The sequence below is a fragment of the Halococcus hamelinensis 100A6 genome (genome assembly GCF_000336675.1).
GTDB classification, from domain to species: Archaea; Halobacteriota; Halobacteria; order Halobacteriales; family Halococcaceae; genus Halococcus; species Halococcus hamelinensis.
The window spans coordinates 59311-83824 of the sequence record NZ_AOMB01000041.1 but is presented as its reverse complement, the minus strand read 5'-3'; the positions used below and the strand labels follow the sequence as shown (position 1 = coordinate 83824).

At 68.9% G+C, this 24514-nt stretch carries 23 protein-coding genes and 1 tRNA gene; 14 read left to right on the top strand and 10 right to left on the bottom strand.

Translation table 11 applies throughout. The features are described 5' to 3' along the window. Positions 1–15: 15 nt before the first annotated feature. A complete protein-coding gene (locus C447_RS14430) occupies positions 16–1275 on the bottom strand; it encodes a tRNA(Ile)(2)-agmatinylcytidine synthase (RefSeq protein WP_007695192.1) in 1260 nt (419 codons plus the stop codon). A 144-nt stretch (positions 1276–1419) separates the two neighbouring features. Between C447_RS14430 and C447_RS14425 the strand changes: the two genes are divergently transcribed. Further along, positions 1420–2367: a transcriptional regulator gene (locus C447_RS14425; RefSeq protein ID WP_007695191.1), complete on the top strand. Its 948-nt coding sequence runs from the start codon at positions 1420–1422 to the stop codon at positions 2365–2367. Positions 2368–2436: 69 nt separating this feature from the next. Further along, a complete protein-coding gene (locus C447_RS14420; protein WP_007695190.1) occupies positions 2437–3336 on the top strand; it encodes an acyltransferase in 900 nt (299 codons plus the stop codon). On the opposite strand, the gene C447_RS14415 is transcribed toward C447_RS14420, so the two are convergent. Further along, positions 3337–3714, bottom strand: coding sequence for a DUF7344 domain-containing protein (locus tag C447_RS14415; RefSeq protein ID WP_007695188.1), 378 nt, complete (start codon positions 3712–3714; stop codon positions 3337–3339). A gap of 177 nt (positions 3715–3891) precedes the next feature. Here C447_RS14415 and C447_RS14410 point away from each other — a divergent pair, with 177 nt between their 5' ends. Both C447_RS14410 and C447_RS14405 read left to right on the top strand, forming a co-directional pair. Continuing rightward, the gene (locus C447_RS14410) at positions 3892–4614 is read left to right on the top strand and encodes an Nmad3 family putative nucleotide modification protein (RefSeq protein WP_007695187.1); all 723 of its coding nucleotides are present in this window, start codon (positions 3892–3894) and stop codon (positions 4612–4614) included. Between the two features lie 252 nt (positions 4615–4866). Then, positions 4867–4939, top strand: a tRNA-Gly gene (locus C447_RS14405). A gap of 14 nt (positions 4940–4953) precedes the next feature. On the opposite strand, the gene C447_RS14400 is transcribed toward C447_RS14405, so the two are convergent. Together C447_RS14400 and C447_RS14395 are read right to left on the bottom strand one after the other, a co-directional pair. After that, complete coding sequence (locus tag C447_RS14400) at positions 4954–6738, bottom strand: ABC1 kinase family protein (RefSeq protein ID WP_007695185.1); 1785 nt, start codon at positions 6736–6738, stop codon at positions 4954–4956. A 10-nt stretch (positions 6739–6748) separates the two neighbouring features. Continuing rightward, on the bottom strand, positions 6749–7105 hold the full coding sequence (locus C447_RS14395) for an Hsp20/alpha crystallin family protein (protein ID WP_007695183.1): 357 nt from the start codon (positions 7103–7105) through the stop codon (positions 6749–6751). Between the two features lie 155 nt (positions 7106–7260). Between C447_RS14395 and C447_RS14390 the strand changes: the two genes are divergently transcribed. From C447_RS14390 to C447_RS14380, 3 genes are read left to right on the top strand one after another with little or no spacing between them, the layout of a single operon-like run. Then, positions 7261–7608: a hypothetical protein gene (locus C447_RS14390; RefSeq protein ID WP_007695181.1), complete on the top strand. Its 348-nt coding sequence runs from the start codon at positions 7261–7263 to the stop codon at positions 7606–7608. Between the two features lie 37 nt (positions 7609–7645). Beyond that, entirely contained in the window at positions 7646–8851 is a 1206-nt protein-coding gene (locus C447_RS14385) for a molybdopterin molybdotransferase MoeA (protein ID WP_007695180.1), read from the top strand. Then, positions 8848–10806, top strand: a complete 1959-nt coding sequence (locus C447_RS14380) for a molybdopterin biosynthesis protein (protein ID WP_007695179.1) — start codon at positions 8848–8850, stop codon at positions 10804–10806. The genes C447_RS14385 and C447_RS14380 overlap by 4 nt, the downstream gene beginning before the upstream one ends. 42 nt (positions 10807–10848) lie before the next feature. On the opposite strand, the gene C447_RS14375 is transcribed toward C447_RS14380, so the two are convergent. The 4 genes from C447_RS14375 to pyrH are packed head-to-tail and all read right to left on the bottom strand — an operon-like array spanning position 10849 to position 16580. After that, positions 10849–12378 carry a heme-binding protein gene (locus C447_RS14375; protein WP_007695178.1) on the bottom strand — a complete coding sequence of 510 codons (1530 nt, stop codon included), beginning with the start codon at positions 12376–12378 and terminating at the stop codon, positions 10849–10851. Positions 12379–12424: 46 nt separating this feature from the next. Continuing rightward, positions 12425–14194, bottom strand: a complete 1770-nt coding sequence (locus tag C447_RS14370; protein WP_007695175.1) for a site-2 protease family protein — start codon at positions 14192–14194, stop codon at positions 12425–12427. Between the two features lie 51 nt (positions 14195–14245). Then, the gene (gene lysS, locus C447_RS14365; RefSeq protein ID WP_007695165.1) at positions 14246–15871 is read right to left on the bottom strand and encodes a lysine--tRNA ligase; all 1626 of its coding nucleotides are present in this window, start codon (positions 15869–15871) and stop codon (positions 14246–14248) included. Next, positions 15864–16580 (bottom strand): UMP kinase, encoded by a 717-nt coding sequence (gene pyrH / locus C447_RS14360; protein ID WP_007695164.1) that lies wholly within the window; start codon positions 16578–16580, stop codon positions 15864–15866. Before pyrH ends, lysS begins: the two co-directional genes overlap by 8 nt. Positions 16581–16661: 81 nt before the next feature. On the opposite strand from pyrH, the gene C447_RS14355 reads away from it, so the two are divergent. From C447_RS14355 to C447_RS14330, 5 genes are all read left to right on the top strand, one after another. Further along, complete coding sequence (locus C447_RS14355) at positions 16662–17483, top strand: molybdopterin synthase (protein ID WP_007695163.1); 822 nt, start codon at positions 16662–16664, stop codon at positions 17481–17483. Between the two features lie 272 nt (positions 17484–17755). After that, positions 17756–18001 (top strand): DUF7123 family protein, encoded by a 246-nt coding sequence (locus tag C447_RS14350; protein ID WP_007695162.1) that lies wholly within the window; start codon positions 17756–17758, stop codon positions 17999–18001. A gap of 208 nt (positions 18002–18209) precedes the next feature. Next, positions 18210–19328, top strand: a complete 1119-nt coding sequence (locus C447_RS14345) for a site-2 protease family protein (RefSeq protein WP_007695161.1) — start codon at positions 18210–18212, stop codon at positions 19326–19328. Between the two features lie 191 nt (positions 19329–19519). Beyond that, positions 19520–20422, top strand: coding sequence for a class I adenylate-forming enzyme family protein (locus C447_RS14335; RefSeq protein ID WP_239639190.1), 903 nt, complete (start codon positions 19520–19522; stop codon positions 20420–20422). 44 nt (positions 20423–20466) lie between these two features. Beyond that, on the top strand, positions 20467–21042 hold the full coding sequence (locus C447_RS14330; protein ID WP_007695159.1) for a GNAT family N-acetyltransferase: 576 nt from the start codon (positions 20467–20469) through the stop codon (positions 21040–21042). Position 21043: 1 nt separating this feature from the next. Here C447_RS14330 and C447_RS14325 read toward each other — a convergent pair whose 3' ends face one another. Next, a complete protein-coding gene (locus C447_RS14325) occupies positions 21044–21343 on the bottom strand; it encodes a hypothetical protein (RefSeq protein WP_007695158.1) in 300 nt (99 codons plus the stop codon). Positions 21344–21571: 228 nt separating this feature from the next. On the opposite strand from C447_RS14325, the gene C447_RS14320 reads away from it, so the two are divergent. Both C447_RS14320 and C447_RS14315 read left to right on the top strand, forming a co-directional pair. Beyond that, positions 21572–22936 (top strand): adenylosuccinate synthase, encoded by a 1365-nt coding sequence (locus tag C447_RS14320; protein ID WP_007695157.1) that lies wholly within the window; start codon positions 21572–21574, stop codon positions 22934–22936. Between the two features lie 125 nt (positions 22937–23061). After that, positions 23062–23463, top strand: a complete 402-nt coding sequence (locus C447_RS14315) for a VOC family protein (RefSeq protein WP_007695155.1) — start codon at positions 23062–23064, stop codon at positions 23461–23463. 126 nt (positions 23464–23589) lie between these two features. On the opposite strand, the gene map is transcribed toward C447_RS14315, so the two are convergent. After that, complete coding sequence (gene map / locus C447_RS14310) at positions 23590–24489, bottom strand: type II methionyl aminopeptidase (RefSeq protein ID WP_007695154.1); 900 nt, start codon at positions 24487–24489, stop codon at positions 23590–23592. Positions 24490–24514: the final 25 nt, after the last annotated feature.

Sequence of the window (24514 nt, the reverse complement as noted above, 5' to 3'; positions counted from 1 at the left end):
TGGTCGGTCTCTCGCTCACCGCTCGGGATGGGTCGGCGCGTCGAATCCGCCCCGAACGAGGGGTTTGGCGACGTGACGGCGGGCACACGGCGGCACCTCGTACCAGCCGGGTTCGAGCCCTCGATCGAGCTTCCGGTCGACCTTTCCGGGTGCGTCGGTCCCGCACCGACGACACCGATAGCCCTGGTCCCGGCCGGCGCTCTCCATCGAGCGCCCACACTCGGGACATTCGGGCACCACGAGTTCCGTCTCCACGAGGTCGCGAACCGCGAACTTCTCGAGTTTGAGGGTGCCGTCCGACACTTCGCCGCAGACGGTGAGCCGGTCGCCGACCCGGAGCGCGCGCACCCGGTCGCGGAACCGCTTCGTCGGCTCGAACGCGGCGCACGGGAGCGAGGTCTCGCCGTCGCGGAGTTCGACGAAGACGTGTCCACCCCGTCGCGTCTCGGGCGCGGATTCGACGGTCCCGTCGAGACGGTAGGCTCGTCCGTCCCACGCTTCACCCATCGATCCATCCGCGAGATGGGCGTCGGTGCCCTGGTTCGTCACGAACAGCGCGGTTCGTTCCACCGGTTCGCTCTCGATCCCCGCCGCGACCGTCCGTACCGTTTCCGGGTCGTCGCCTCGAATCCCGTAGAGGATCGGGCCGGGCGCGTGCGGTACGCAGACCGCCGTCCCCTCCCCGCGGTCGACGGTGTCCCAGACCGCCGGGTAACCGCGATCCGCCGCTTCGAACACCGATTCGTGGTCGAACTCGCGAGGCGTGCCACGCCGGTGGGCTTCACGGTAGGCGATGTGCTCGTAGGTCCAGTCGTCGAACGCCGCCCAGGCCCCGACCGCCGCGAGCGCCCCTACCACGCCACGTGCGTTCTTCCAACCGGCGTGTCGATAGCCGGCGGCTTCGACGAGCGCCTCGGCCTCGTCGACGTCGAGCCGTTCCCGGAGCGCGCGCCGCGAGAACTCGACGACGGAGTCGGGAATCTCCCCATTTGCGACCACCAGCCCGGGGTTCGTCCGCGGGTCGTCGGTCACGGCGAGCGCCTCGACCGCGTCGCGGGCGATGGCGACGGCTTCCGCGCTGTCGAGGTCGGTGTGGACGCAGAGCGCGGCGTTGCCACGGGTCTTGTGCTCGATCGCGGGGTTCAGCCGAACGAGGACCAGGCGCTCGACGGTCCCGCCGGCCGCCCGTATCCGTTCGGCGACCCGCGCGGCGAGATAGGTGGTACACATCCCCGCCTCGCGCGAGTCGGTGTCGTCGAACCCGATGAGCGTCACGGGATCGTTTCGCCCCCGTCCGACAACCCCGTTCCGGATCGACCATCGTATTTAGCTCTATCGTCGTTCGAAACCGAGATCGACGGACGGGACGGGTCCCCGTCGCCACAATCCATATATGGGTACGTGCACTTAGATACGGGTATGTCACGGTCCGCGCTGGTCGGCAACGTGACCGCCATGCTCGAGGACGCGGGCTTTCTCGTGAGCGAGCGGTGTGCGGTGCGGCCGAAGAGCTTCGACGTCGCCGCCCGCCGCGACGACAGCCTCCTGCTCGTGAAGATCCTCGGGAACATCGACGCGTTCGACGGGCGCACAGGGATAGAGATGCGACGCCTCGGTGGCTTCCTCGACGCCACCCCGATGGTGATCGGCCTCAGAACCCGCGACGAGGACCTCAAACCCGGCGTGATGTACCTCCGCCACGGGGTCCCGGTGCTGAGTCCCGACACCGCGCTCGACCTCTTCGTCGAGGACGTCCCGCCGATGATCTACGCCGCGCCGGGCGGGCTCTACGTCAACATCGACGGGAAGGTGCTCGCCGACGAGCGCGAGGACCGCGACTGGAGCCTCGGTCGGCTCGCCACCGAACTCGGGGTCTCGCGGCGAACGGTCTCGAAGTACGAGGACGGCATGAACGCCTCCGTCGAGGTCGCCGCGCGGATGGAGGACCTCCTCGACGCGCCGCTCGCGAACCCCGTCGACGTCTTCGAGAGCCCGGAGGCGCTCGCGGACGACGACGAGGCCGAATCGCACTCGGCCGAGGACTCGCTGGTCGCCGTGCTGACGAGGGTGGGGTTCAACGTCCACCCCACGACCCGCGCGCCGTTCACCACCGTGAGCGAGGACGACGGCACCGCCGAGAACGTCCTCACGGGGAACTCGGCGTTCACCCCGACCGCCGAGAAGCGCGCCCGGATCATGAGTTCGCTCGGGACCGTCACGCGAACCCGGTCGGTCTACGTCGTCGACCGCTCGAAGCGCGACGCCGTCGAGGGCACCGCGCTGATCGAACGCGAGGAGATCGACGCCATCCGTGACCCCGACGACCTCCGCGACCTGATCCAGGAACGCGCCGAGGAACCCGCCTGAGGGTGCTTTCCTTCCCGCCCGTTCGCCCGAACCCGCGGAGTCAAATGTGACAAAGCCATAGCGCGCGCGATGACAAAGCGCCACGTCACGCTGCCGCCGGCAGCGGACGCGGGACTCGAAACGTTTCTGACCGAGGTCGACGACCGACTGTCCGGCCCCGAGGACACCTGCGACGTGGTCGCCGAAACCCTCGCGGGCCTCTACGGCGACGACGACGCCTACCGACGGTTTCGGGAGGACGGCGCGGTGTCGGCCGCCGAACGCGTCCGCCTCCAGGGCTACGACCCCTGTAACGCAACGCTCGAAAGCGAGTACTACGCCGAGAAGGACGAGGAGACGTTCGAGCGCTCGAAACACCTCCAGTGGCTCTGGCGGCAGTTCGACGCCACGCCGATGGCCGATAACGTCGAGTTCGCGCTCCGTTTCCGGGCGATGCTCGCGAACCACCTCTTCGCCGAGGCCGGCGAGAACCTCCGACTGTTCAAAGGGATCACGATGACCTACGGCCACAACATCGAGATGGGCGACAACACCGTCGTCCACGACGACGTCCATCTCGACGACCGCGGGCGGCTCACGGTCGGCTCGCGGGTGAGCATCGCCGACGACTCACACGTCTACAGCCACGACCACGACATCGTCGACCAGACCGAAATCACGAACTTCCACACGCTCATCGCGGACGACGCGCGCCTCGGCTACGACTCGATGGTCAGGGCGGGGGTCCGGGTCGGCGAGAACGCGATGGTCGGCGCACGGTCCCTGCTCCAGCGTGACGTCCCCGACCACCACGTCGCGGTCGGCACGCCCGCGAAGTCGGTGCGGGTGAAACCGGGCTGGGAGTCGGTCGCCGACCCGATCGAGAACGCGAACGAGGACCGCCGCGACGAGCGACGGCTGGCGACCGACCTCCCCGAGGACCTCGACGAGTTCGACGAGTTCGGCCGCGACCGCAGCCCGCCGACGTGATCAGGCGGGATCGAACGAGCGAAATCCGTCGGTGACGTCGACGTACCGCCCTATGGGCGCGGTTTCGGTCGCGACGACCATCCGGCTCTCGGGGTCGTACGCCACCACGCCGACGTCGATGAGGTGCGGGAGGTCGATGTGGTGGAGCGCGATCGCGGTCTCCTCGCGTGCCCGGTCGTCGACGGCTTCGACCGGAACGTTCCCCTCGTCGGCCGCGACGTACGCCGCGAGCGTCCGGAGTTCGACGGGATACTCGAAGCGCGAGAGATACGCGAGCGCGTGGCGCTGCCGGGCATCGGCCGACCCGGACGGCGTGGCTGGCGTCGAGGTGACCGTCTCCGCCGGGCCGCCGCTGGGTGAGGGGAAACGTTGGGTCATAGCGTGATAGTCTCATTCGACAACCGGGGAATAAAAGCCATCTCCATGAACTCTCCGTATGTATATATACCGTCCCCCATTGCCTGCGGATCGTTCGTTCGATTTCGACCCGGGGCGGGTTTCGCTATACGGACCGGCTACCGACAGAACTGAGTCGGTACCGGGTCACCCTCCTCCATGCCGCGTGCCGTCGCGATCAACGTCGGAGCCAACACCAACGCGCCGGGCGTTCGGGGGCCGGTCCACCCCGACGGCCGCTTCGAGTTCGTCCCGATCCCCGAACCCGAACCGGTCGCCGAACCCGTTCCGACCTACCGAGACCTCGACCTCGAAACCGCCATCCCGAACGACGCGCTCGATTCGCCCGTCCACCTCGACCCCGAGTTCGCGGAGTACCCCTTCGGCGAGCGCTACACCTACGGCGACCCCTTCGGCGTCAAGGCACGTCCCCTCCTCGACCTCGACGCGGGCGACCTCGTCTCGTTCTACGCCACGCTCTCGATGGTCGGCGAGCCGACCGCCCGACAGCCTCCCGATTGGGGTGCCTATCTGATCGGTGGGTTCGAGCTCGCCGCCGACCCCATCTCGGGGGAGGAGTACCGCGCCCTCCCGGCGTCCGAGCGCGAGCGATTCGCCACCAACGCCCACTGCAAGCGCGAGACGTTCGACGCGCGGGTGTTGCTCGCGGGCGATCCGGACGGCTCGGGGCTCTACGACCGCGCGATACCCCTCTCCGCACCGACGGCGGGCGTCGACGCCAACGAACTCGTGACCGACCTATCGAGCGATTCGGGGAAGGGACCGTGGTGGCGGCGGCCGCTGCGGTTCGACGGGACGGCGACCGAGACGCTGTGGCGGCTTCACGAGGCGCGCGGTCGCGAGCGACTCGACTCGGTGTAGTCAGGAGCGAACCGACGGCGGCACCGCTCGAAGGGTTGTATCAAAAGAGGAGAACCCGTTGCGTGGCATCACCCTTCGTTGGAGTTCCCAGACTGGTCCCAATGCCAGTCTATCGGATGGGTGGTCGGTACGAATAAAAACGTTCTGATCCCATCGAGAAGCGCGTCGTCCCCGAAAACCTCGTGGACGGCCGACCGGTGTCGTGGTGTGGACCGTCATCGTTATGGGGCTCGTGGTGCGATCGACGTGTGCGCGTCAGTGGTGTAGCCTGGTATCACCTCAGCTTCCCATGCTGATGACCCGCGTTCAAATCGCGGCTGACGCACTCCTCTCTCGTCGTCATCGCTCCGAGTCGTCGGACTCGCGCTCGATGGCGATCGACTCGGCGTCGGGGTCGTTCTCGGTGTCGCTCCCGGTCCGCGCCATCGCCTCGATGCCGCTCTGCCCGTTCCGTTCGTTCCCTCCTCTGCCGGGTGGCTGGCTCAGCCCCTGGCGCGTGAACTCCGGTGCGGTGTCCGCCACCGGCGTCGACTCGCGGAACGACCGGACGAGGTAGAACGCCACCACCAACGAGAACGCCGCCGCCACGCCCGTCGCGAGGAGGTCCGTGGTCGCGTAGAGGAGGGTCGTCGAGAGCACCCCAACCGCGAGGAGCACCCCGAAGATCAGTCGGTTCGCGAGGGTGTCGAGCAGGTTGTCGGTGTCCTCGATGTCGGTGTGGAGCACGATGTCCTCGCGGTCGAGGCGGTCGAGCAGGCGCTCCATCTTCGGCGGCGTTCGGACCGCCGCGCGCGCGAGGTCTTGGACCTCCTCGCTCCGGCCTTCGAGGAACTGTCGGATGCCCTCCTCGCGGTAGCCCTGTTCGACGAGGTAGTCGGTGGCGACCGAGATGAAATCGAAGTTCGGCGACAGCGTGACACAGACCCCCTCGACGACGGTCGCCACCCGGAGCACGAGCGCGAGGTTGGCCGGGAGCCTGAGGGGGAACTCGTAGATGGTGTCCTCGACCTGGCTCACCACCTCCTGGACGCGGTACTGTTCGACCTCCTCGCCGCGGACGTCCTGGATCGCGAGCTCCATCACGTTCCCCATCGTCTCGCGGTCCGCCTCCGGGCTGAGGGTGCCCATCTCGACCAGTGCATCCAGGATCGCGTCGATGTCCTGGTTCGCGATCCCCATGTAGAACTCGATGATCTTGCCCTGGATGTAGGGGTCGACCCGGCCGCTCATGCCGAAGTCGTAGAACACGAGGGTTCCGTCGGGCTTCACCGCGAGGTTCCCGGGATGGGGATCGGCGTGGAAGACCCCGTCGTCGACGATCATCTGGAGGTAGACCCGTTCGAGGCGCTCGGCGAGCGCCGTCCGGTCGACCCCCATCGCGTCGAGTTCGTCGACCGCCGTGACCTTCGTCCCCGAGACGTACTCCATCGTGAGCACCCGCGAGGTCGAGCGTTCCCCGACGACCTCGGGGATCCGGACCTCGTCGTTGTCGGCGAAGTTGCCCTTGATCTCCTCGAGCATCCGTGCCTCGCGGGCGTAGTCGAGCTCCTGGTGGATCGTCTTGTCGAACTCCTCGGCGAGGGTTTCGAGCGAGAACGACCGCGCCTCGCCGATGAACCGGATCACGAGGGGGAGGCTCCACTTCACCACCTTGAGGTCGGCCTCCACGAGGTCGACGATCCCGGGCCGGCGGACCTTCACCGCGACGGCCTCGCCCTCGAACTCGGCGCGGTAGACCTGCCCGAGGCTCGCCCCCGAGATGGCGTCCGTGTCGAACGAGTCGAACGCCGCCTCGGTCGACCCGAACTCCGCCTCGATCACCCGCCGGGCCTCGGCCCACTCGGCGGGCGGCACCTCGTCCTGGAGTTTGGTGAGCTCGGCGACGTACTCGCCGGGGAGGACGTCGGGCCGGGTCGAGAGGATCTGACCGAGCTTGATGAACGTCGGCCCGAGGGTGAGCAGCGAATCCAGCAGTATCCGCGCGCGCTCGGTTCGCATCTCGCCCGTGACCCGCCGCTGACCGCCGAAGACCAGGAACCGCCGGCGGTCGCGGAGGTACGCCAGTATGAGGGGAAGGAACTGCCGGAGGACGACGAAGAACCGCCCGTACGCCCGGACGTTCACGTTCGCCCCGTCACTGGCCGTCGGTGGTTATCGGGATCGAGGTCGCCGTGGCCTCGCGCTTCGGGAGGGTGAGGGTGAGCGTGCCGTGGTCGAGGCTCCCCTCGATCCCGGTCTCGTCGATGCGGGGGACGAGCGGGAGGCTGAACTCCACGAACAGCGGGCGGTCCTCGCGGCGGTACCGAAAGGCCGTCGGCGGGGTCTTCGCTCGTCGCGCCTCGACGTGGAGGCGACCCCGCTCGACCCGTACGTCGAGCGTCTCGTCGGTCACGCCCGGCAGGTCGACCACGAGGAGGTACGCCGTCTCGGACTCGTAGCCGTCGGCGAACACGGGTTCGGGGAGGTTCGCCAGCGCGTCTGACAGCGACATAGCACGCCTACTATCGCCGGGGCGAAAAAGCCCGCGATAGCGGCGGCTCGAACCCGAAGATTCCCCGAATCGCCGTCCGAAACGGTTTGAAACGGTTCGAAACCCTCGAAACGATCGGCAACGATCGACTTGCTTCATGTGCGCTACGCCACATCATGAAGACGATGACGCAGACCTCCCACGAGAACCGTACCGCGACCACCGACCCGTCTTCTCCCGACACCCCGGATTCCCCGGCCGTGCTCCTCCGCAACGAGGACGATACGACCCACGACCTCGACGTCCGGATCGCCGGCGGCGACACCGTGCTCGCCGAGGGCCGCCACACCGTCGCCGGCGACAGCCAGCGCACCGTCATCACGGGCACCGGCGACGAGACGCTTCGCGTCGACCTCCGGGCCGACCACGGTGGCTGTGCCAGCCTCACCGTCGACTTCCACCGGTCGCCGGTTCCGGAGTTCGTCGTCCGCCGGGACACCATCCTGGTCGCGGGCCTCCACTAACGCCAGACGTTTTTGCGCCCCGTCACCGAGGGGTGCCATGAGCCAACCGGCCGGGTTCAAACGCCTGACCCGCCTCGACGCGGCCCACGACCGTCTCCTCGAACGCGTCGCGCTGGTCGAGCGGACCACGACCACCCGCCTCGACGCCGCCGACGGCCGCGTGCTCGCCGACCCGATCGACGCGGCGCGCGACGTCCCCCACTACACCCGCGCCGCGATGGACGGCTTCGCGGTCCGCGCGACCGAGACCTTCGGGGCGAGCGAGCGCTCGCCCGCTCCGCTTCGGATCGCCGACGAACCGAGCCCCGACGCCGCGGTGCGGGTTCACACCGGAAGCCCGTTGCCCGACGGGGCGGACGCGGTGGTGATGGTCGAACACACCGAGCAGGTCGGCGACGAGATCGAAGTCACCGCGGCCGTCGCCGAGGGCGAGAACGTCGCGCCGGCCGGCGAGGACGTCGCGGCGGGCCAACACCTCTACGACGCCGGCCACCGCCTCCGTCCCGCCGACCTCGGTCTGTTGAAGTCCGTCGGGCTCCGGGAGGTCACGGTCTACGAACGGCCAACCGTCGGCGTGATCCCGACGGGCGAGGAGCTCGTACAGGCCGACCCGGGCCCGGGCGAGGTGGTCGAGACGAACGGGCTCACGGTCTCGCGGTACGTCGAGCGTTGGGGCGGGCGCGCGACCTATCGCGACGTGGTGACCGACGACCACGCCGCGCTCCGGGCGGCGATCGAGCGCGATACCACGGCCGACCTCGTCGTCACCGCGGGCGGGTCGTCGGTCGGCGAGCGCGACCTGCTCCCGGCCGTCGTCGAGGACGCGGGCGAACTGCTCGTCCACGGGGTCGGGCTCAAACCCGGCCACCCGGTCGGGTTCGGTGTCGTCAACGACACGCCGGTACTGCTGTTGCCGGGCTATCCGGTCTCCTGTATCGTCGGTGCCGTTCAACTCCTCCGCCCGGCGCTGAAACGTGCCGGGCGGCTGCCGCCGGACCCACTCCCGACGACGACCGCGCGGCTCGACCGGAAGGTCCGAAGCGACGTCGGCACGCGAACGTTCGTGCGGGTCCGTCTCGACGAGACCGAAGGGGAGCGGACGGCGGTGCCGACCCGGGCCAGCGGCGCGGGCGCGCTATCGAGCGTCGCGTTCGCCGACGGCTGGGTCGTCGTCCCCGAGGAACGCGAGGGGATCCCGGCCGACGAATCCGTGGCGGTCGAACACTGGGGGCGGTTGCCGTGAGTGAGCGCAAGGAGTTCCGCGACCTCGCCACGGTCGAGGAGGCCCACGCCGCCATCGAATCCCTCGACCTCGACCCCGGAACCGAGACGGTCGACCTCGACGAAGCCGACGGCCGGGTGCTCGCCGAACGCGTCGATGCGGGCCTCGACGTCCCCGGCTTCGACCGCTCGGCGCTCGACGGCTACGCGCTCCACGCCCGCGAGACGTTCGGCGCGAGCGAGGCCGACCCGGCGACCGTCACGGTGGTCGGCACGGTCGAAGCGGGCCAGCGCCCGGCCGTCGACCTCGACGCGGGCGAGGCGGTCGAGATCGCCACCGGAGCCGTGATGCCGTCCGACGCCGACGCGATGGTGGCGGTCGAGCGGACTGATAGGGACGGCGATACGCTCCTCGTCCGAACGGCGGTGACGCCGGGCGAGAACGTGATGGCGGCGGGCGCGGACATCGCGGCGGGCGAGCGGGCGCTCGGGCCCGGTACCCGGCTCACCTCGCGCGAGATCGGATTGCTGTCGGCGCTCGGGGTGGACCAGGTCCCGGTCCGCGCGAAGCCGCGGGTGGGCATCGTCTCGACCGGCGACGAACTCGTCAGACCAGGCGAGACCGTCGACAGCGGTCGCGGCCAGATCTACGACGTGAACAGCTACGCCGTCGCGGCGGGGGTGCGGGAGGCCGGCGGCGAGCCGGTCGTCTACCCCCACGCCGGCGACGACATGACCGAGATGGAGCGCGCCCTCCGGGAGGCCGCCGACGAGTGCGACCTCGTCTTGTCCTCGGGGTCGACCTCCGCGAGCGCCGTCGACGTGGTCTATCGCGTGATCGAAGAGCAGGGCGACCTCCTCCTCCACGGGGTCTCGATAAAGCCCGGCAAGCCGATGCTGGTCGGACGGCTCGGCGGTCCCGGCTCCGGGGCCGGGTCCACGGCGGACTCGGATGGCTCGGACACACAGCCTGCGTCCGATGGCTCGGCCTACATCGGTCTGCCGGGCTATCCCGTCTCGGCGCTCTCGATCTTCCGGACGTTCGTCGCGCCCGCCATCCGCCGCGCCGCGGGGCGTGCCGACCCGCCGAGCGCGACCGTCGAGGGCCGGATGGCGGTCCGGGAACGCCACGACGAGGGCCGCCACCGGCTGGTTCCCGTCGGCCTCGTAACCGACGGGGACGGCGAGACGCTCGTCTATCCGGTGGACAAGGGCAGCGGCGCGACCACCAGCCTCGTCGAGGCCGACGGGATCGTCGAGATGCCCGCCGACGTCACCTACCTCGACCGCGACGAGCGGGTTTCCGTAGAACTCTTCTCGCCCGACGTGCGCCCGCCGACCGTCTTCGGCGTCGGCGAGGACGACCCGCTGTTCTCGCGGCTGCTCGACCGCCTCGACCGCCCGCGCTACCTCGGCCACGGGAGCCGGGTCGGTCGGCGGCGGCTCCGCGACGACGTGCCCGACTTCGCGGTCGTTTCGGCGGCCGAAGAGGTCGAAACCGGAACCGAACTCGGCGGCTGGACTCGCGAGTGGGGACTGGTCGTGCCCGCGGGGAACCCGGCGGGGATCGGCGGGCTCGCGGACCTCGTCGACCGCGACCATCGGTTCGTGAACCGCTCGACGACCTCGGGGCTCCGAACGAGCCTCGGGAACGCGCTCGCCGACCTCGCCGACGAGCGCGGGGTCGACCGCCACGACCTCGTCGACGCCATCGAGGGGTTCGACTTCGCCGTCGAGTCCCACGAGAGCCCGGCGCGTCGCGTGGTCGCGGGCGACGCCGACGCCGGGCTCGGTCTGCGGGCGACCGCCGGGAAACTCGGCTGCGGGTTCGTGCCGGTCGGCGAGGAGCGAATTCGGGTGCTCGCGAACCACTCACGGACCGAAAAACCCGGCGTCGAACGCCTCCGAGCCGAACTCGACGACGTCGGGGATCTCGTCGACGACCGTCCCGGGTTCGGCACGGCCGACGACCGCTGAACGGTCGTTCCGAATCCGCGGGGCGCTCGCGGAACCGTTCGGCTACGTCAGGAAGACGTGTCGCGGGCGGTCGTCGAGGACCTCACGACCGAACGAGACGGTCTCGCGGAACGCCTCGCTCCGGAAGAACTCCATCGCGTCCTCGCGCGAGCGCCACTGGCTGGAGATGAACATGTCGTTCTCGTCGTCGCGGCTCACGAGGAGGTCGGTCTCGCGGTGGCCCTCCATCTCCGCGAGGAGGTCGCCGACGGTCTCGAATCGGTCGACGAACGCCCCGCGGTGGGCCGGCTTGGTGGTGTAGAACATCCCCATCGTGCCGAACCCGCTCCCCGCGTCGACCGCCTCGCCCTCCTCGGCCTCGGCCCGGGCGACGACCCCCGGGAGGTCCGAGAGGAAGCCGCTCGCGGTCTCGGCGGCGCTCTCGGTCTCCCAGATGCTCGCGACCGCCGCGTTGCCGCCTCGGCTCGCGATCTCACCGCTCGTATCGGAGGCGTCACGCGCCTCGTGGGGCTCGTAGACCGCGGTCTTCACGTGGGTATCGTAGTGCTCGAAGTTACCCCGGAGGCCGTCCACGTCCTCCGCGAGTTCGTCCGGGTCGGCCTCGGAGTAGACCACCACCGCGTGGACGTCCTCGCCGTGGGGCTGGCCGGCGTAGATACCCTCCTCGGCGAGCGCACTCCGCATGTCCTCTCCCTCCTCATCGTCGGTCTCGCTCGACCCGCCGTGATGGTGACCGTCGCCGGCGTCGCCGTGTGGGTGGCCGGCGTCGGTCCCGCTCGCATCGCCCTCGGCCGGCACCGGTTCGCCGGCGAGGAACGCGTCGAGGTCCGCGGGCGGGAAGCGCCGGCCGAATCGGAACCGGCCGAAGTCGGCGTAGCGCGAACTCGACGGGTCGAAGCGCATCTCGTAGAGGAGCTTCTTGATCTGGGTGGGGTCGTCGGCGAAGAGGGTCACGCCCCACTCGTGGTCGTCGAAACCCACGGAGCCCGTGATGATCTGGGTGACCTTGCCCGCGTACTCCCGGCCGATGTCGCCGTGGCCGCTCATGAGGTCGGCGCGCTCGTCGAACGGGAGGTCGTACCAGTTGTACTCGGGCTCGCGGCGCTTGTCCATCGGGTAGAAGGAGACGTACTCGGCGTCGGGGATCTCGGGCTTCAATCGCGACTCGATGTAGCGCGCCATCCCCGAGTCCTCTATTTCCTCGCCCTCGAAGTACTCCTCGGACATGTAGCCCGAGACCTCCGTCACCGAGACGTAGGAGTCGGTCTGCTCGGTGAAGTCGGCGAGCGCGGTGGTCTCGAACCGGCGCTCGGCGGTGTCGAGGTCGGCCATCGACGGCCGGAGGTGGAGCACGAGGAGGTCGGCCCCGCTACCGAGTACGCTGAACGTCGCCGACCCGCCCGCGTCGGCGTCCGCGACGGCCTCGTGGCTCGCGAGGTACTCGGCCCCCTCCTCGATGGCGGCCTCGCGTTCGCGCTCGGGTGCGTCGCGCCACGCGTCCCAGTCGACGGTCCGAAAATCGTGGAGCACGTACCAGCCCTCCTCGGTTCGTGGCGGTCTCCGTCGGTCCATGCCGGACGGAGGGCCGTGGCGGACAAGGGTCTTGTGAGTCGGCCGGCTACCCCGAGAGCAGCGACGGGCCGAAGATCATCACCACGAGCGCCGCGAGCATCGTGACGCTCACCGCGGTGGTCACCGCTCCCGTCAGGGCCCGGCGGCCGCCCACCGGGAGGCGTGAGACCACGGCCTCGGTGCTGGTCCGAAGGATGTGGCCGCCGTCGAGCGGGAAGGCCGGGATGCAGTTGAAGAAACCGAGGTTGAGGTTGATCCAGGCGGTCCAGAACAGGAGGTTCGCCAGCGCGAACACCCCGTCGCCGAGGAACGAGAGCGGTCCCGTGACGGTGTAGAAGTCGATGTTCGTCCCGACGAACCCCGGGAAGTTGTAGCCGAGCTGCGGGAGCGCGATGCCGGCGAGCGGCAGTATGAGCGCGGTGTAGACCCCTACCAGCGGGGACGATCCGCCGGATCCACCGCCGAGCATGTCGAGATACGCGCCGGCGGGGTAGCTATCGATCCCGAAGTCGTCCACGACCAGCCCGCTCGTCCCCTGCTGGAGGTCCACACCGAGCAGCCCGACCCCGGTCTGTGGGTTCTCACCCAGGGTGACGTTCGCCGTCGTGCGCTCACCCTCGACGAACGCCTCGACCCGAGCGGTGTCGCCGGGCTGGGTGTCGGCGAGCATGTCGCTGAGCGTCGTGGTGTTCGTCACCCGCTCGCCGGCGAACCGAGTGACGACGACCGGCTCCCCGCCTTGGTCGGTCGCGTTCGCCAGCGGTCCGTTCGGGGTCATCCGCGTCGCGTAGGCCCCCATCGGTGCGGTCGTCGTGGAGCCGTTCGTGGTCCGGAGGGTCGCCACCGTGTGGTTTCGGAGCGCGCTCTCGAACCCTTGCTCGGTCGCGACGGGCGTCCCGTTGACCGCCGCGATCGTCGTCGAGTTGGACTCGTTCGTCCCGAGCCCCGTCGGGCCACCTCGCGTCGCGGCGGTGACAACCACCGACCGCTGGACCGTGGTCGTGTTCCCGTCGTCCAGCGTGACCTCGACGGAACGGTTCGCGTCGTCGAGGGCGGCCGCGAGGTCGCTCTCGTTCGAGACGTTCTGCCCCGCCGCGCCCGTGATGACGTCGCCGCTCTCGATCCCGGCGTTCGCCGCTGGCGTTCCGGGGAGCGCGCCGCCGACCGCGACGCCGGGCGCGACCGCGATCGACCCAACCACCGGGCCGAACAGGAGTGCGAACGCGACCACGGTGAGCACGAAGTTGTTGGTGACGCCCGCGGCGAACATCCGGGTCTGGGGGCCGCGCTCGGCCTTCAACTGCTGTTCCTCGTCGGGTTCGACGAACGCGCCGAGGGGGATCAACGTGAACAGCGCCAGCCCCATCGAGGTGATCTCGATGTCCTCGACCCGGCAGAGCAGGCCGTGACCGCCCTCGTGGACCACCAGCCCGACGAGGAGCCCGAAGATTATCTCGGGCGCGACCGAGAGCGGCAGGAACGAGTTCACGCCGGGGATCGCGAGCGCGTCCTGGGGCTGGGTGATCAGGGTCGACGAGGGCTGTTCGAAGATCCGGACCGCGCTGAAGATCACGGTCGCGAACGCCCCGACCATGATCACCAGCGTGATCCCGACGCCGACGTTGGCCCACGCCCGCCAGAACCGCTTTGGCCCCGCGAGCCAGTTCAAGAACGCCTTGCCGCGCTGGGTGTGGATCGTCGTGATCGGTCCCGAGACCCGCACCGCATCGGGCAAGAGCCCCCGCGTCGAGGCCGCCGTCGCGACGACGGTGTAGAGAAGAACTCCAGCGAGCACCCAGACCAGCGCGCTAACCATTGGCCACTCTCAGGAATCGTCGGGCATGAGGGTTTGGTTCCCGGCCGCCACTCAGCCTTCGCGCCGGAGCCGCCGAACCACGAACGCTCGGTCGAGTTCGGCGAGGAACGGCCCGAGTTTCGGTCCCTGCTCGGTGTCGAAGAAGAGCCGATAGCCCGCCGTGAACAGGTCGCCGGGGTCCATATCGTGGCTCCGGGCGGTCTCGAAGATCTCGCTCTGGATCGCCTCGCCGTCGCGACCCGCCTCCACGACCCCCGCGAGGTCGTCGAGCGCCGCCTCGGTGTTCTCGTCGAATTCGACCGGCGGGAGGTCGGTCGCGAGGCGGTAGTTGTAGGCGTTGTCGGTCCGTTCGGCCCAGGTACGGGCGTACTCGACGCGCGAGAGCGCCGCCGCGACGTCTCCCTCCGTGGCCTCGTCCGGGATGTGGTTCTCGCGGCGCGCCATCGCCTCGCGGAGGTCGCCGTCGTCGGTCATCCCGAGCACGGCGGCGAACGTGTACGGGAGCCGGATCGGGTGTTCGTCGACGGTCGCGGCGACCGGCGGGTACGCGGCGGCGGTTCGTTCGTCATCATCCTCGAAATACGTCCGCTCGAACGCGTCGAACTCGTCTACGAGCTGGTCCGCGCGCTCGACCGAGAAGTCCCGCGCCCGGCTCGGGTCCTTCGTGAAGAAGTACCTGAGTACCTCGGGTTCGAGGAACTCGAGGACGTCCTGGACCATGATGACGTGCCCCGCGGAGGAGGAGAAGGGCTCGCCATCGAGCGTGAACCACTCGTAGGCCATCCCGAGCGGTGGTTCGTCCCCCAGCACGTTCCGGGAGATGTCGACCCCGCTCGGCCACGAGCCCTCGGCGTGGTCCTTGCCGAACGGCTCGAAGTCCACCCCCAGCACCTGCCACTGGGCGGGCCACTCGAAGCGCCACGGGAGTTTGCCCTCCCGGAAGGTGGCGGTGCCCTCGTGCCCACAGCCCTCGATGACCTGCCCGCCGGCCTCGATGTCGCCACAGACGTACTCCACGGTGCCGGCATCGAGGTCGACGCTCGTGACGGCGTTCGTCTCGGTGACGTGCCCGCACTCGGCACAGATCGGGCGGAAGGGGACGTAGTCGTCGTCGACCTTGTCCTGGTAGTTCGCGAGCACGTTCCTCGCTTCCTCACGACCTTCGAGCAGGGTTCGTGTCACCTCCTCGAACGCGCCGGATTCGTAGCGTTCGGTGTTCGAGACCATCTCGACGTCGATCCCGAGCGCGTCGGCGCTGCGTTCGATCAGGTTCGAGAAGTGTTCCCCGTAGGAGTCACAGCAGCCGAACGGGTCGGGGATCGCGGTGTAGGGTTTCCCGAGATTGCGCCCGAGCGCGCCGGCGTCGACGTCGCCGAGGCCCACGATGTTCCCATCGAGGTCGGCGAGTTTGCGGGGCAGCTTTCGCAGCGGGTCGCGGTCGTCGGCGGTGAAGACCTGCTTGACTGTTCGTCCCCGCCCACGAAGTGCCTCGGCGACGAAGTACCCACGGAGGACCTCGTTCATGTTGCCGAGGTGGGGCACGCCAGACGGCGAGATCCCGCCCTTGATCACGATGGGGTCCTCGGGTTCGCGTTCGAGTACCCGCTCCGCGACCGATTCGGCCCAGAAGTCGTGGGGCTGTGGCCCGCCCAGGATGTAGGGGTCGTCGTCAGTCATTCATCGCCCAGTAGGTGGGTTCGTCGCTGCCCTCGGGCACGATGTCGGTGCCGTCGTGGTCGCCCGAGGTGACGACGCGCGCGACGCGTGCGGGGTCGGTGCCGTCGAGGACCACCGTTCGGACGCCCGAGCGCTCGATTATCTTCGCCGCGAGGAGGTCGACGGGGGCCGACGCGCCGGCGGTCATCTCGATGTCCGCGATCACGTCGACGAGTTCGGTCGCCGAGAGCTCCTCGAAGCGGTGGGCGTCGTCGTCCGCCGCGGGGTCGGCGCTGTAGACGCCGGGGACGCTCGTCGCGTAGACCAGCAGGTCGGCGTTGGCGTACTCGGCGAGCGCGGCGCTCACGGCGTCGGTGGTCTGACCCGGTGCGATCCCGCCCATGACGGCGACCTCGTCGCGCCGGAGCGCCTCGCCTGCGGTCTCGTAGTCGGTCGCGGGGCTGGTCACCGCGCGTTCCGAGAGCGCCGCGATCAGGAGCCGGGCGTTGACCCGAGTGGTGTCGATACCCAACTGGTCGAGTTCGATCTCGTTCGCGCCGAGCGCGCGTGCGGTGTGGATGTACTCGCGGGCGATGGTGCCGCCGCCGACGACGACCCCCACGGAGTGACCTTCGTTCACGAGGTCCTCGATGACTTCGGCGTGTGCACCGACGCGCTCCGGGTCCCGGGGCGCGAGCACGCTGCCGCCGAGGGAGAGAACGATTTTCATTGGCTCCGGTTGCCCGGACGCGCCCATAAGGATTGTCAACCCCGCCGAAGGGTACAAGCGACGGCCGACCCTCCCGTCGGCATGAAGGTCTTCGCCGTCGTCGGGCCCTCGGACGCGGGCAAGACGACGCTGGTCGAACGGCTCCTCCCCCGCCTCGACGGGCGCGTCGCCACGGTGAAACACCTCGACCACGCCCCCGATATCGATACCCAGGGGAAGGACACGGCGCGCCACCGCGCGGCAGGGGCGAGCGCGACCTACGGCGTGAGCGACGACGGCTGGTTCGCCACCGGCGACCACCGTCCCCTCTCAGCGCTCCTCGACGACCTCGTTCCCGACCACGACTACGCGGTCATCGAGGGGTTCTCGGGTCGGGACCTCCCCGCGGTGGTTCTCGGGGACCGCGACCACGCCGGGCCGACCATCGCGACGGCTCCCGAGGCCGACGGGATCGACCTCGACGCGGTCTCGACGACGGTCGACGAACTCGAACCGTACGTCACGCTCGACTCGCTGGTCGAGGCGGTGAAAACCGACCCCGATGCCGACCGAGCGGGCGCGATCGCGACGTTCACGGGTCGGGTCCGGGCGAAGGACTCGGCGGATGACGCACCGACCGAAGCCCTCGAATTCGAGACCTACGAAGGCGTGGCCGACCGAAAGATGGCGGCGATCGCCGAGGAGCTGGAGTCCCGCGACGGCGTCCACCGGGTGCTGATGCACCATCGAACGGGACTGATCGAGGCAGGCGAGGACATCGTCTTCGTGGTGGTGCTCGCCGGCCACCGGCGCGAGGCCTTTCGAACGGTCGAGGACGGCATCGACCGGCTGAAAGCCGAGGTTCCGATCTTCAAAAAGGAGCGCACGACCGACGGGGAGTTCTGGGTCCACGAACGCGCGTGAACCGCGGCGGACCCTCGACCCGAGCCGGAACGAGAAAATTTTGCCGGAAAACGCCCGATCTCCCGCTCGACGAGCGCTCGCTACCCGCGTGATTTTATCACGGATGGATAGCCGATCAAATAGCTCTGTAGGCTTGATAAAACGTCTAACGGTTTCTCGAAGCGTCGTGAAATCACTCCACGTTCGATTTTGTGGCTGAAGGGACCCGAAGCAACCCGAAGCATCTGTCGGGTATAATACATGGTACGGCCTGGATGCAAGTGGACGCCACAATGAGCACGACACAGCCCTCCGGGGTCGACTCGACCACGAAAGAACAGCGACTCGAAGCGTACCTCGAACGCAACGCGGCCGACGGCGAGCTCTACTTCAAGAGCAAGTTCATCGCGGACGAGGTCGGCCTCTCGCCGAAGGAGATCGGCGCGTTGATGTGTAAGCTCACGGATTCGGCGACCACCCTCGAGATCGAGAAGTGGTCGTACACCAGCGCGACGACGTGGCGCGTCGCGCCGGCCTGAATCGCCGGCGTCCATCCGTCCCGCCGCGACCGGCCCGTCATCCCGCCGGTCGCAATCCCGCGGTCCAACCGCCCTCCCCACCGCGTCCCATCGTTCGGTGGAGTTCCCACGGCTGTCCCAACCTGTTTACACCCGCATCGGTTCCCGCTGACGTCGGCTACCGGAGCGGGTCTGTACGTTTATACCGAACCCTCACATAGCTTCGACAATGGACGAACGCGGTCCGCCGGCCGAAGCGTTCGCCGGGCTGTTTCGCGTCAGCCAGCGCCGGGTCGACGGCGACCAGCTCCGGTACTACGGTCGGGCGCTGGTTCCCGGCGACCGCCTCGAACGCCGACTCTGGCCGGTGTTCCGCGACCGGGGTTACGAGGTACGGCTCACGACCGACACGTACACCGAGCGCGACCCGTTCACCGGGGTCGAACTCTCCCGGCAGCGCCACGTCCTCGTCGCCACCCCGCACTCGACGGGGCTCGACGGCGTTCCGTGGACCAATCTGCTGTTCGCGGGGCTCACGGTCGTCTCGACGCTCTACGCCGGGAGCCAGTGGTACGGCGTCGCGGTCGACGGCCCGCTCGACATCCTGGCCGGTTGGCCGTTCGCGGTCGCCGTCCTCGGCGTGCTCGGGGTCCACGAACTCGGCCACTACGCCCTGAGCCGATATCACGGCGTCGACGCTAGCCTCCCGTACTTCATCCCGCTGCCCAACGTCATCGGGACGATGGGGGCGGTGATCCGAATGCGCGGTCGGATGCCCGACCGGAAAACCCTGTTCGACATCGGGGTCGCGGGCCCGCTCGCGGGGCTCGTGGTGGCCTGTCTCGTCACCGTCGTGGGCCTGTTCCTCCCGCCGGTCGCCGACCCCGGCTTCCCGATCGAGTTCCACTATCCGGTGTTGATCCGCGGCCTCGCCGACCTCGTCGGCCAGCCGCTCGACTATCCGGGGCGGGAGACGGTGAACCCCGTCGTGTTCGCGGGCTGGGTCGGGATGTTCGTGACCTTCCTCAACCTGATCCCGGTGGGACAGCTCGACGGCGGCCACCTCGTGCGCGCGATGCTGGGTAAGCGCCAGGCCACCATCGGCGCGCTTGTGCCCGCCGCGCTGTTCGGCCTCGCGGCCTACCTCTACTACGTCCAGGACGCCGCGTTCAACGCGGTCTTCCTCTGGATGTTCTGGGGGGTGTTCACGATGGGCTTCGCCTACGCGGGTCCCACGACCCCGATATACGACGAGGCGCTCGACGGCAAACGGCTCCTCCTCGGGTTCGTCACCTTCGCGCTCGGCGTGCTCTGTTTCACGCCCGTCCCGTTCGAGTTCATCCCCTGACCCGACTTTCGGGACGAGTGAACCGCTTCGTGGCCCCGTGATTTCGTGGTTTCCTGGTTCCCGACCGGCGGTCGATCGCGTCCCGTGTGTAGTGAGGGACCGCTTTGCAGTTCCGCCGGGGATTCGGGGTCGGATCGCCGTGTTACGGAAACACCGACCGAGAGCCGGACAACGGACCGATCGAGAGCCGAATGACGGACCGAACGAGGACCGACTGCTCGCCGCACCGCCTCCGCCCCGCGCCACGGACCTCCCCAGCCGACTCCCTCGCACGGGCGTTGCGCGCCACCCGCCGGACGGCGCGCAGGCCGCGCGCCAACCGCACCCACCGACCGTCCCGGGTCGGCGGGACTTTGAGCGGGCCGCTCGAACCGTCGGTCATGGACACCCTCCGCGGACTCCTCGCACGCGAGCGCCGGAACGACCGCCTCGCGCTCCGGGACGACCGAACGGGCCGCGAGTACGACACCCATCGTCTCCTCACGAACGCCTGGAAGGTGAGCAACCTCCTCCATCAGTGCGGGGTTCGGGCCGGCCACACCGTCGGCCTCGTCGGCCGCACCCCCGAAGCCGTACTCGCGTTCCTCGCTACGGCGTCGCTCGGTGCGGTGGTTCGCTTCGACCCGTCGGACGAGAACGACCTCCGAGCGGTCGTCGCGCCGACCGACGATCTCGACCGATTCGACCTCCCGCCCGGGAGCACGCCGGTCGCCTACGGGGCCGAACCCGACGACCCCGGCGCGCGCTACTTCGAACGCGACGTCTGGAGCCAGAACCCGACGCTCGCACCGTCCGCGGTGGCTACCGACGACCCCGTGCTCACCGCCGACGCGTCGTTCAGCCACGCCGACCTGCTCGATGGGGCCGAACGGGCCGTCGAACGCGTCGGAATGGATGCCGGAAGGACGGTCGCGGTCCGCGCGCCGCTCGCGCTCGCGGGCACCGTCGCCGCCGGTCTCGTCGCGCCGCTCCTGACCGATGCGACCGTCGTGTTCCCCGACTCCGACACCGTCGCCGATGTCGCCGTCTCGATCGACCCAGCGCCCGAGGAGGCGGTCTGTGACCCGACCACACTGCTCGACGACTCGCCGTAGCCACGTTTCGGAACGCGTATGTGTCGGGTTTCGAACCTTCGTGCATGCCAGGCGCACGCGTCGAGGCCGGCGAGCGGGTCACGCTCCGGACGATCGAGCGCGACGACAGCGCGTTCGTCCAGCGTGGCCACGCCAACCCCGCGATCCGCTACCCGCTCGGTGTGGTCGGTCACGAGAACGAACACCAAGTCGAGGAGGGCTTCGAGGAGTTCATCGAGAGCGACGACCACGCCAACTTCCTCGTCTGTCTCGATGACGAGGAAGCGGGGCCGGGCCATCCCGCGGAGGACGAGACCACACCCATCGGCGTGGTCAACGCCACCCACGTCGACTGGGATCGCCCGATGCTGGCCTACTGGCTCACACCGGAGCATCACGGTGAGGGCTACGGGACCGAAGCGGTCGCGCTCGCGGTCGAGAGCCTCTTTCGAACCTACGACATCCACAGCATCGCGGCCCACGCCTTCGACTACAACGCCGCCTCGCGTGGCGTGCTCGAATCGCTCGGCTTCACGCAGGAGGGTCGCGGCCGCGAGGCTCGGTTCGTCGACGGCGAGTACCGCGATACGCTCATGTATGGATTGCTTCGCCGGGAGTGGCGAGCGAACGAGAAGGAGTAGGTCAGGCCTCGGCCGCCGCGCCGATCTTCATGCCGTCGAGTTTCTCGACGATCCCGTCGACCTTGCCGTCGAGGTCGTCGACGAACTCCTCGGTGTGGTCGGTGGTGATCGCGCCCTGGCTCGAGGGCTCTATCAGGGATTCCTCCTCGAGGACGCGAAGCGAGTACCGCACCTTGTGATGCGGGTAGCCGGTCTCGTTGGACATCTTCACGATGCCGATCGGTTCGCTCTCGATCACCATCCGCAGGACCTGGAGGTGGCGTTCGAGCATGTCGACCTCTTTTTCGAGTCTGTCTATCATGGCACTTGTTAACTCGTGAGAGAGGGTTTTAAAGGTTCTGCCACGCCCGCCGGCAGTACCACCTCTCGTTCCGTTCGTCCGGATTTGGTAGCAGATACCATATACTTTCTGGCCTCCGCCTCGAACGCGTCACGGCGGCCGCACACGGGCCGCCCGACGGTCGGATTTCCACGAGCACGGTCGTCGACACACCGTAATCGGTTTATCCCGAACGGCGAACTCTCGGACATGACAGTCACCATCGTCGGCGCACAGCTCGGCGACGAGGGCAAAGGCGGGATGGTCGACCGCTGGAGCGAGCACGTCGACGTCGTCTGTCGGTACCAGGGCGGCGACAACGCCGGCCACACCGTCGTCCACGAGGGCGAGACCTACAAACTCTCGCTCGTGCCGAGCGGCGTCGTCCGCGGCAAGACCGGCGTGCTCGGCAACGGCTGCGTCGTCAACCCCGCCACGCTGTTCGAGGAGATAGACGCGCTCCGCGAGCGCGGCCTCGACCCGGACGTTCGGGTCGCCCGCCGCGCGCACGTGATCTTCCCCTACCATCGCGTTCTCGACGGCATCGAGGAGACGGCGAAGGACGAGGGCGGCGAGGTCGTCGGCACCACCGGTCGCGGCATCGGGCCGACCTACGAGGACAAAGCGGGACGGCGCGGGCTTCGCGTCGGGGACCTCGTCGACCCGGACGTCCTCCGGGACAAACTGGAGTACGTCGTCCCGCAGAAACGCGCGCTCGCCGAGGACGTCTTCGGGGCCGAGGTCGGCGACGAGTTCGACGTCGACGCCCTCTACGAGGAGTACCACGGCTACGCCGAGCGCCTCGAAACCGAGGGGATGCTCGTCCACGCCGGCGAGTTCCTCGCCGACCGCCTCGCCGACGACCGGCGGGTGATGTTCGAGGGGGCCCAGGGCACGCTGATCGACATCGACCACGGCAACTACCCCTACGTGACCTCCTCGAACCCCACCGCGGGCGGTGCCGCGACGGGAACGGGGCTCGGCCCGTCCGTCGTCGGCGACGGCGAGGTCGTCGGGGTCGTCAAGGCCTACCTCACGCGCGTCGGGAGCGGCCCGATGCCGACCGAACTCGCTGGCGTCGAGGGCGACACGCCCGGCTACGAGGGCGACGCGCCGGACGAGGTCGAAGAACTCGCGAGCTACATCCGCGACGAGGGCGGCGAGTACGGCACCGTCACGGGCCGGCCGCGCCGCGTCGGCTGGCTCGACATGCCGATGCTCCGCCACGCGACCCGCGCCAGCGGCTTCACCGGCCTCGCGGTCAACCACGTCGACACCCTCGCGGGCCTCGACGAAGTGAAGGTCGGCCACGCCTACGACCTCGACGGCGAGGAACGGCACACGATGCCCGCGACCACCGAGCGCTGGAGCGAGTGCGAGGCGGTTCTCGAGGACTTCGAGGGCTGGGCGGACGCCGACTGGGAGGCGGTCGCCGCGAGCGGCTACGACGCGCTCCCCGAGAACGCGCGGACGTATCTCGACTACCTCGGCGACGAACTCGATACGCCCGTCTACGCCGTCGGCATCGGTCCCGACAGGGACCTGACCGTGGTACGCACGAACCCGATCGAGTAGACGGGAGGGCGCGGTCGGTGCTGTCGACCCCGTGAGAACTTTGACCCTCGTTCACGACGTGGTCGCTCGCTTCGATCGGCAAGTCCGCCGAGATGACTTATCGTCACTGAGCCCCTTCCCTTCCTGTGGACCCACGGATCACCCTCGTCACACTCGGTGTATCGGACCTCGCTGCATCCATCCGATTCTACCGGGACGGTCTCGGGTTACCGATGCGGGACCGGGAGGACGACAGCGATGTCGCGTTCTTCTCCCTCGACGGAGCGTGGCTCTCGCTCTATCCACGGGACCTGCTCGCCGAAGACGCGGAGGTTGCTGCGGACGACAGCGGCTTCTCCGGCATCACCATCGCCCACAACGTATCGACGAAGAAGGAGGTCGATGCGGTTCTCGACGAGGCAGCGTCTTCCGGTGGACGTGTCGTGAAACCGGCCCAGGAGACCTTCTGGGGTGGTTACTCCGGTTACTTCGCCGACCCCGACGACCACCGTTGGGAAGTGGCATTTCCCCAACTCACTGCCGACTAACTCCCTCGGTCACCAACCGTCGTGGGGACGCTTCGGTTCGATACCAGCGACGCTGTTGAGGGGGCCGAACAGTGGAGTTGCAGCAGAACTCGTCTCGGTTCCGTTCGTCGACCGTCGTGTCTCACCTCAGCGCTGGGTGGTTATCTCACAGCCGTCCTCGGTGACGATGACGGTGTGTTCCTTCTGACTCACGAGGTTGCCCTCGTCCTCCTTGAGCACCGGATAGCTGTGGACGAGGTTCTGGCGTTCGAGCCGCCGGAGCGCCATCTCGGGGCGGTCGACGTCGAGCCACCGGGCGGCGAACGGCAGGGTCCGGAACTCCTCGGTGATCTGGTCGAGCGCCGCGCGTGCGTCGTTGTTCCTGACCGACCCCTCCCGGTCGAGACCGTATATCTCGACCTTGTTGCCCTCGCCGACCTTCCCGCTGCCGTCGGTTGCGAAGGGCTCGACCGCGACCACGTCGCCGACGTCGAGGGTCACGCTCTGGCTCACCGCCCGGTTCGGGATGTTCGGCGGGGTGTGCTGTTCCCAGCGCGCGAGGCCGTGCCCCGTCAGGTTGACGACCGGTTTGAAGCCCGCGTCCTCGATGACGTCCTCGATCTGCGCGCCGATCGTGCCCGTCTCGACGCCGGCTTCGACGAGTTCGAGCGCGGCGTCGAGCGCCCGCTCGGGCACTTCGGCGAGGTCGGGATTGCCGGAGAGGTCTACTGTGACGGCGGTGTCGGCGAGCCAGCCGTCGATGTGGACCCCGATATCGAGGTTGACCATCTCCTCGCCGAAGGTGGTCTCGTCGTCGGCGCTCGGCGAGGCGTGGGCGGCCTCCTCGTCGATCGAGATGTTCACCGGGAAGGCGGGTTCGCCGCCGAGCTCGCGGATGCGCTCCTCGGTCCACTCGGCGACGTCGAGGTGGGACTCACCCACCTCGACCCGCTCGGCGGCCTCCTCGCGGACCTGGGCGAGGATTTCACCCGCTTCGCGGTGTTTCTCGTACTGCTCGGCGTCGAGGTCCACCGATTCGTCGCTCATACCCCGACTACGCCGGTTCGGGGCA

Bases quoted from the DNA above. Each gene is read 5' to 3' on its own strand.
- C447_RS14425 (WP_007695191.1), top strand. From the start codon at position 1,420: ATGTCACGGTCCGCGCTGGTCGGCAACGTGACCGCCATGCTCGAGGAC.
- C447_RS14420 (WP_007695190.1), top strand. From the start codon at position 2,437: ATGACAAAGCGCCACGTCACGCTGCCGCCGGCAGCGGACGCGGGACTC.
- C447_RS14415 (WP_007695188.1), bottom strand. From the start codon at position 3,714: ATGACCCAACGTTTCCCCTCACCCAGCGGCGGCCCGGCGGAGACGGTC.
- C447_RS14410 (WP_007695187.1), top strand. From the start codon at position 3,892: ATGCCGCGTGCCGTCGCGATCAACGTCGGAGCCAACACCAACGCGCCG.
- C447_RS14395 (WP_007695183.1), bottom strand. From the start codon at position 7,105: ATGTCGCTGTCAGACGCGCTGGCGAACCTCCCCGAACCCGTGTTCGCC.
- C447_RS14390 (WP_007695181.1), top strand. From the start codon at position 7,261: ATGAAGACGATGACGCAGACCTCCCACGAGAACCGTACCGCGACCACC.
- C447_RS14385 (WP_007695180.1), top strand. From the start codon at position 7,646: ATGAGCCAACCGGCCGGGTTCAAACGCCTGACCCGCCTCGACGCGGCC.
- C447_RS14375 (WP_007695178.1), bottom strand. From the start codon at position 12,378: ATGGACCGACGGAGACCGCCACGAACCGAGGAGGGCTGGTACGTGCTC.
- C447_RS14370 (WP_007695175.1), bottom strand. From the start codon at position 14,194: ATGGTTAGCGCGCTGGTCTGGGTGCTCGCTGGAGTTCTTCTCTACACC.
- lysS (WP_007695165.1), bottom strand. From the start codon at position 15,871: ATGACTGACGACGACCCCTACATCCTGGGCGGGCCACAGCCCCACGAC.
- pyrH (WP_007695164.1), bottom strand. From the start codon at position 16,580: ATGAAAATCGTTCTCTCCCTCGGCGGCAGCGTGCTCGCGCCCCGGGAC.
- C447_RS14355 (WP_007695163.1), top strand. From the start codon at position 16,662: ATGAAGGTCTTCGCCGTCGTCGGGCCCTCGGACGCGGGCAAGACGACG.
- C447_RS14350 (WP_007695162.1), top strand. From the start codon at position 17,756: ATGAGCACGACACAGCCCTCCGGGGTCGACTCGACCACGAAAGAACAG.
- C447_RS14345 (WP_007695161.1), top strand. From the start codon at position 18,210: ATGGACGAACGCGGTCCGCCGGCCGAAGCGTTCGCCGGGCTGTTTCGC.
- C447_RS14335 (WP_239639190.1), top strand. From the start codon at position 19,520: ATGACGGACCGAACGAGGACCGACTGCTCGCCGCACCGCCTCCGCCCC.
- C447_RS14330 (WP_007695159.1), top strand. From the start codon at position 20,467: ATGCCAGGCGCACGCGTCGAGGCCGGCGAGCGGGTCACGCTCCGGACG.
- C447_RS14325 (WP_007695158.1), bottom strand. From the start codon at position 21,343: ATGATAGACAGACTCGAAAAAGAGGTCGACATGCTCGAACGCCACCTC.
- C447_RS14320 (WP_007695157.1), top strand. From the start codon at position 21,572: ATGACAGTCACCATCGTCGGCGCACAGCTCGGCGACGAGGGCAAAGGC.
- map (WP_007695154.1), bottom strand. From the start codon at position 24,489: ATGAGCGACGAATCGGTGGACCTCGACGCCGAGCAGTACGAGAAACAC.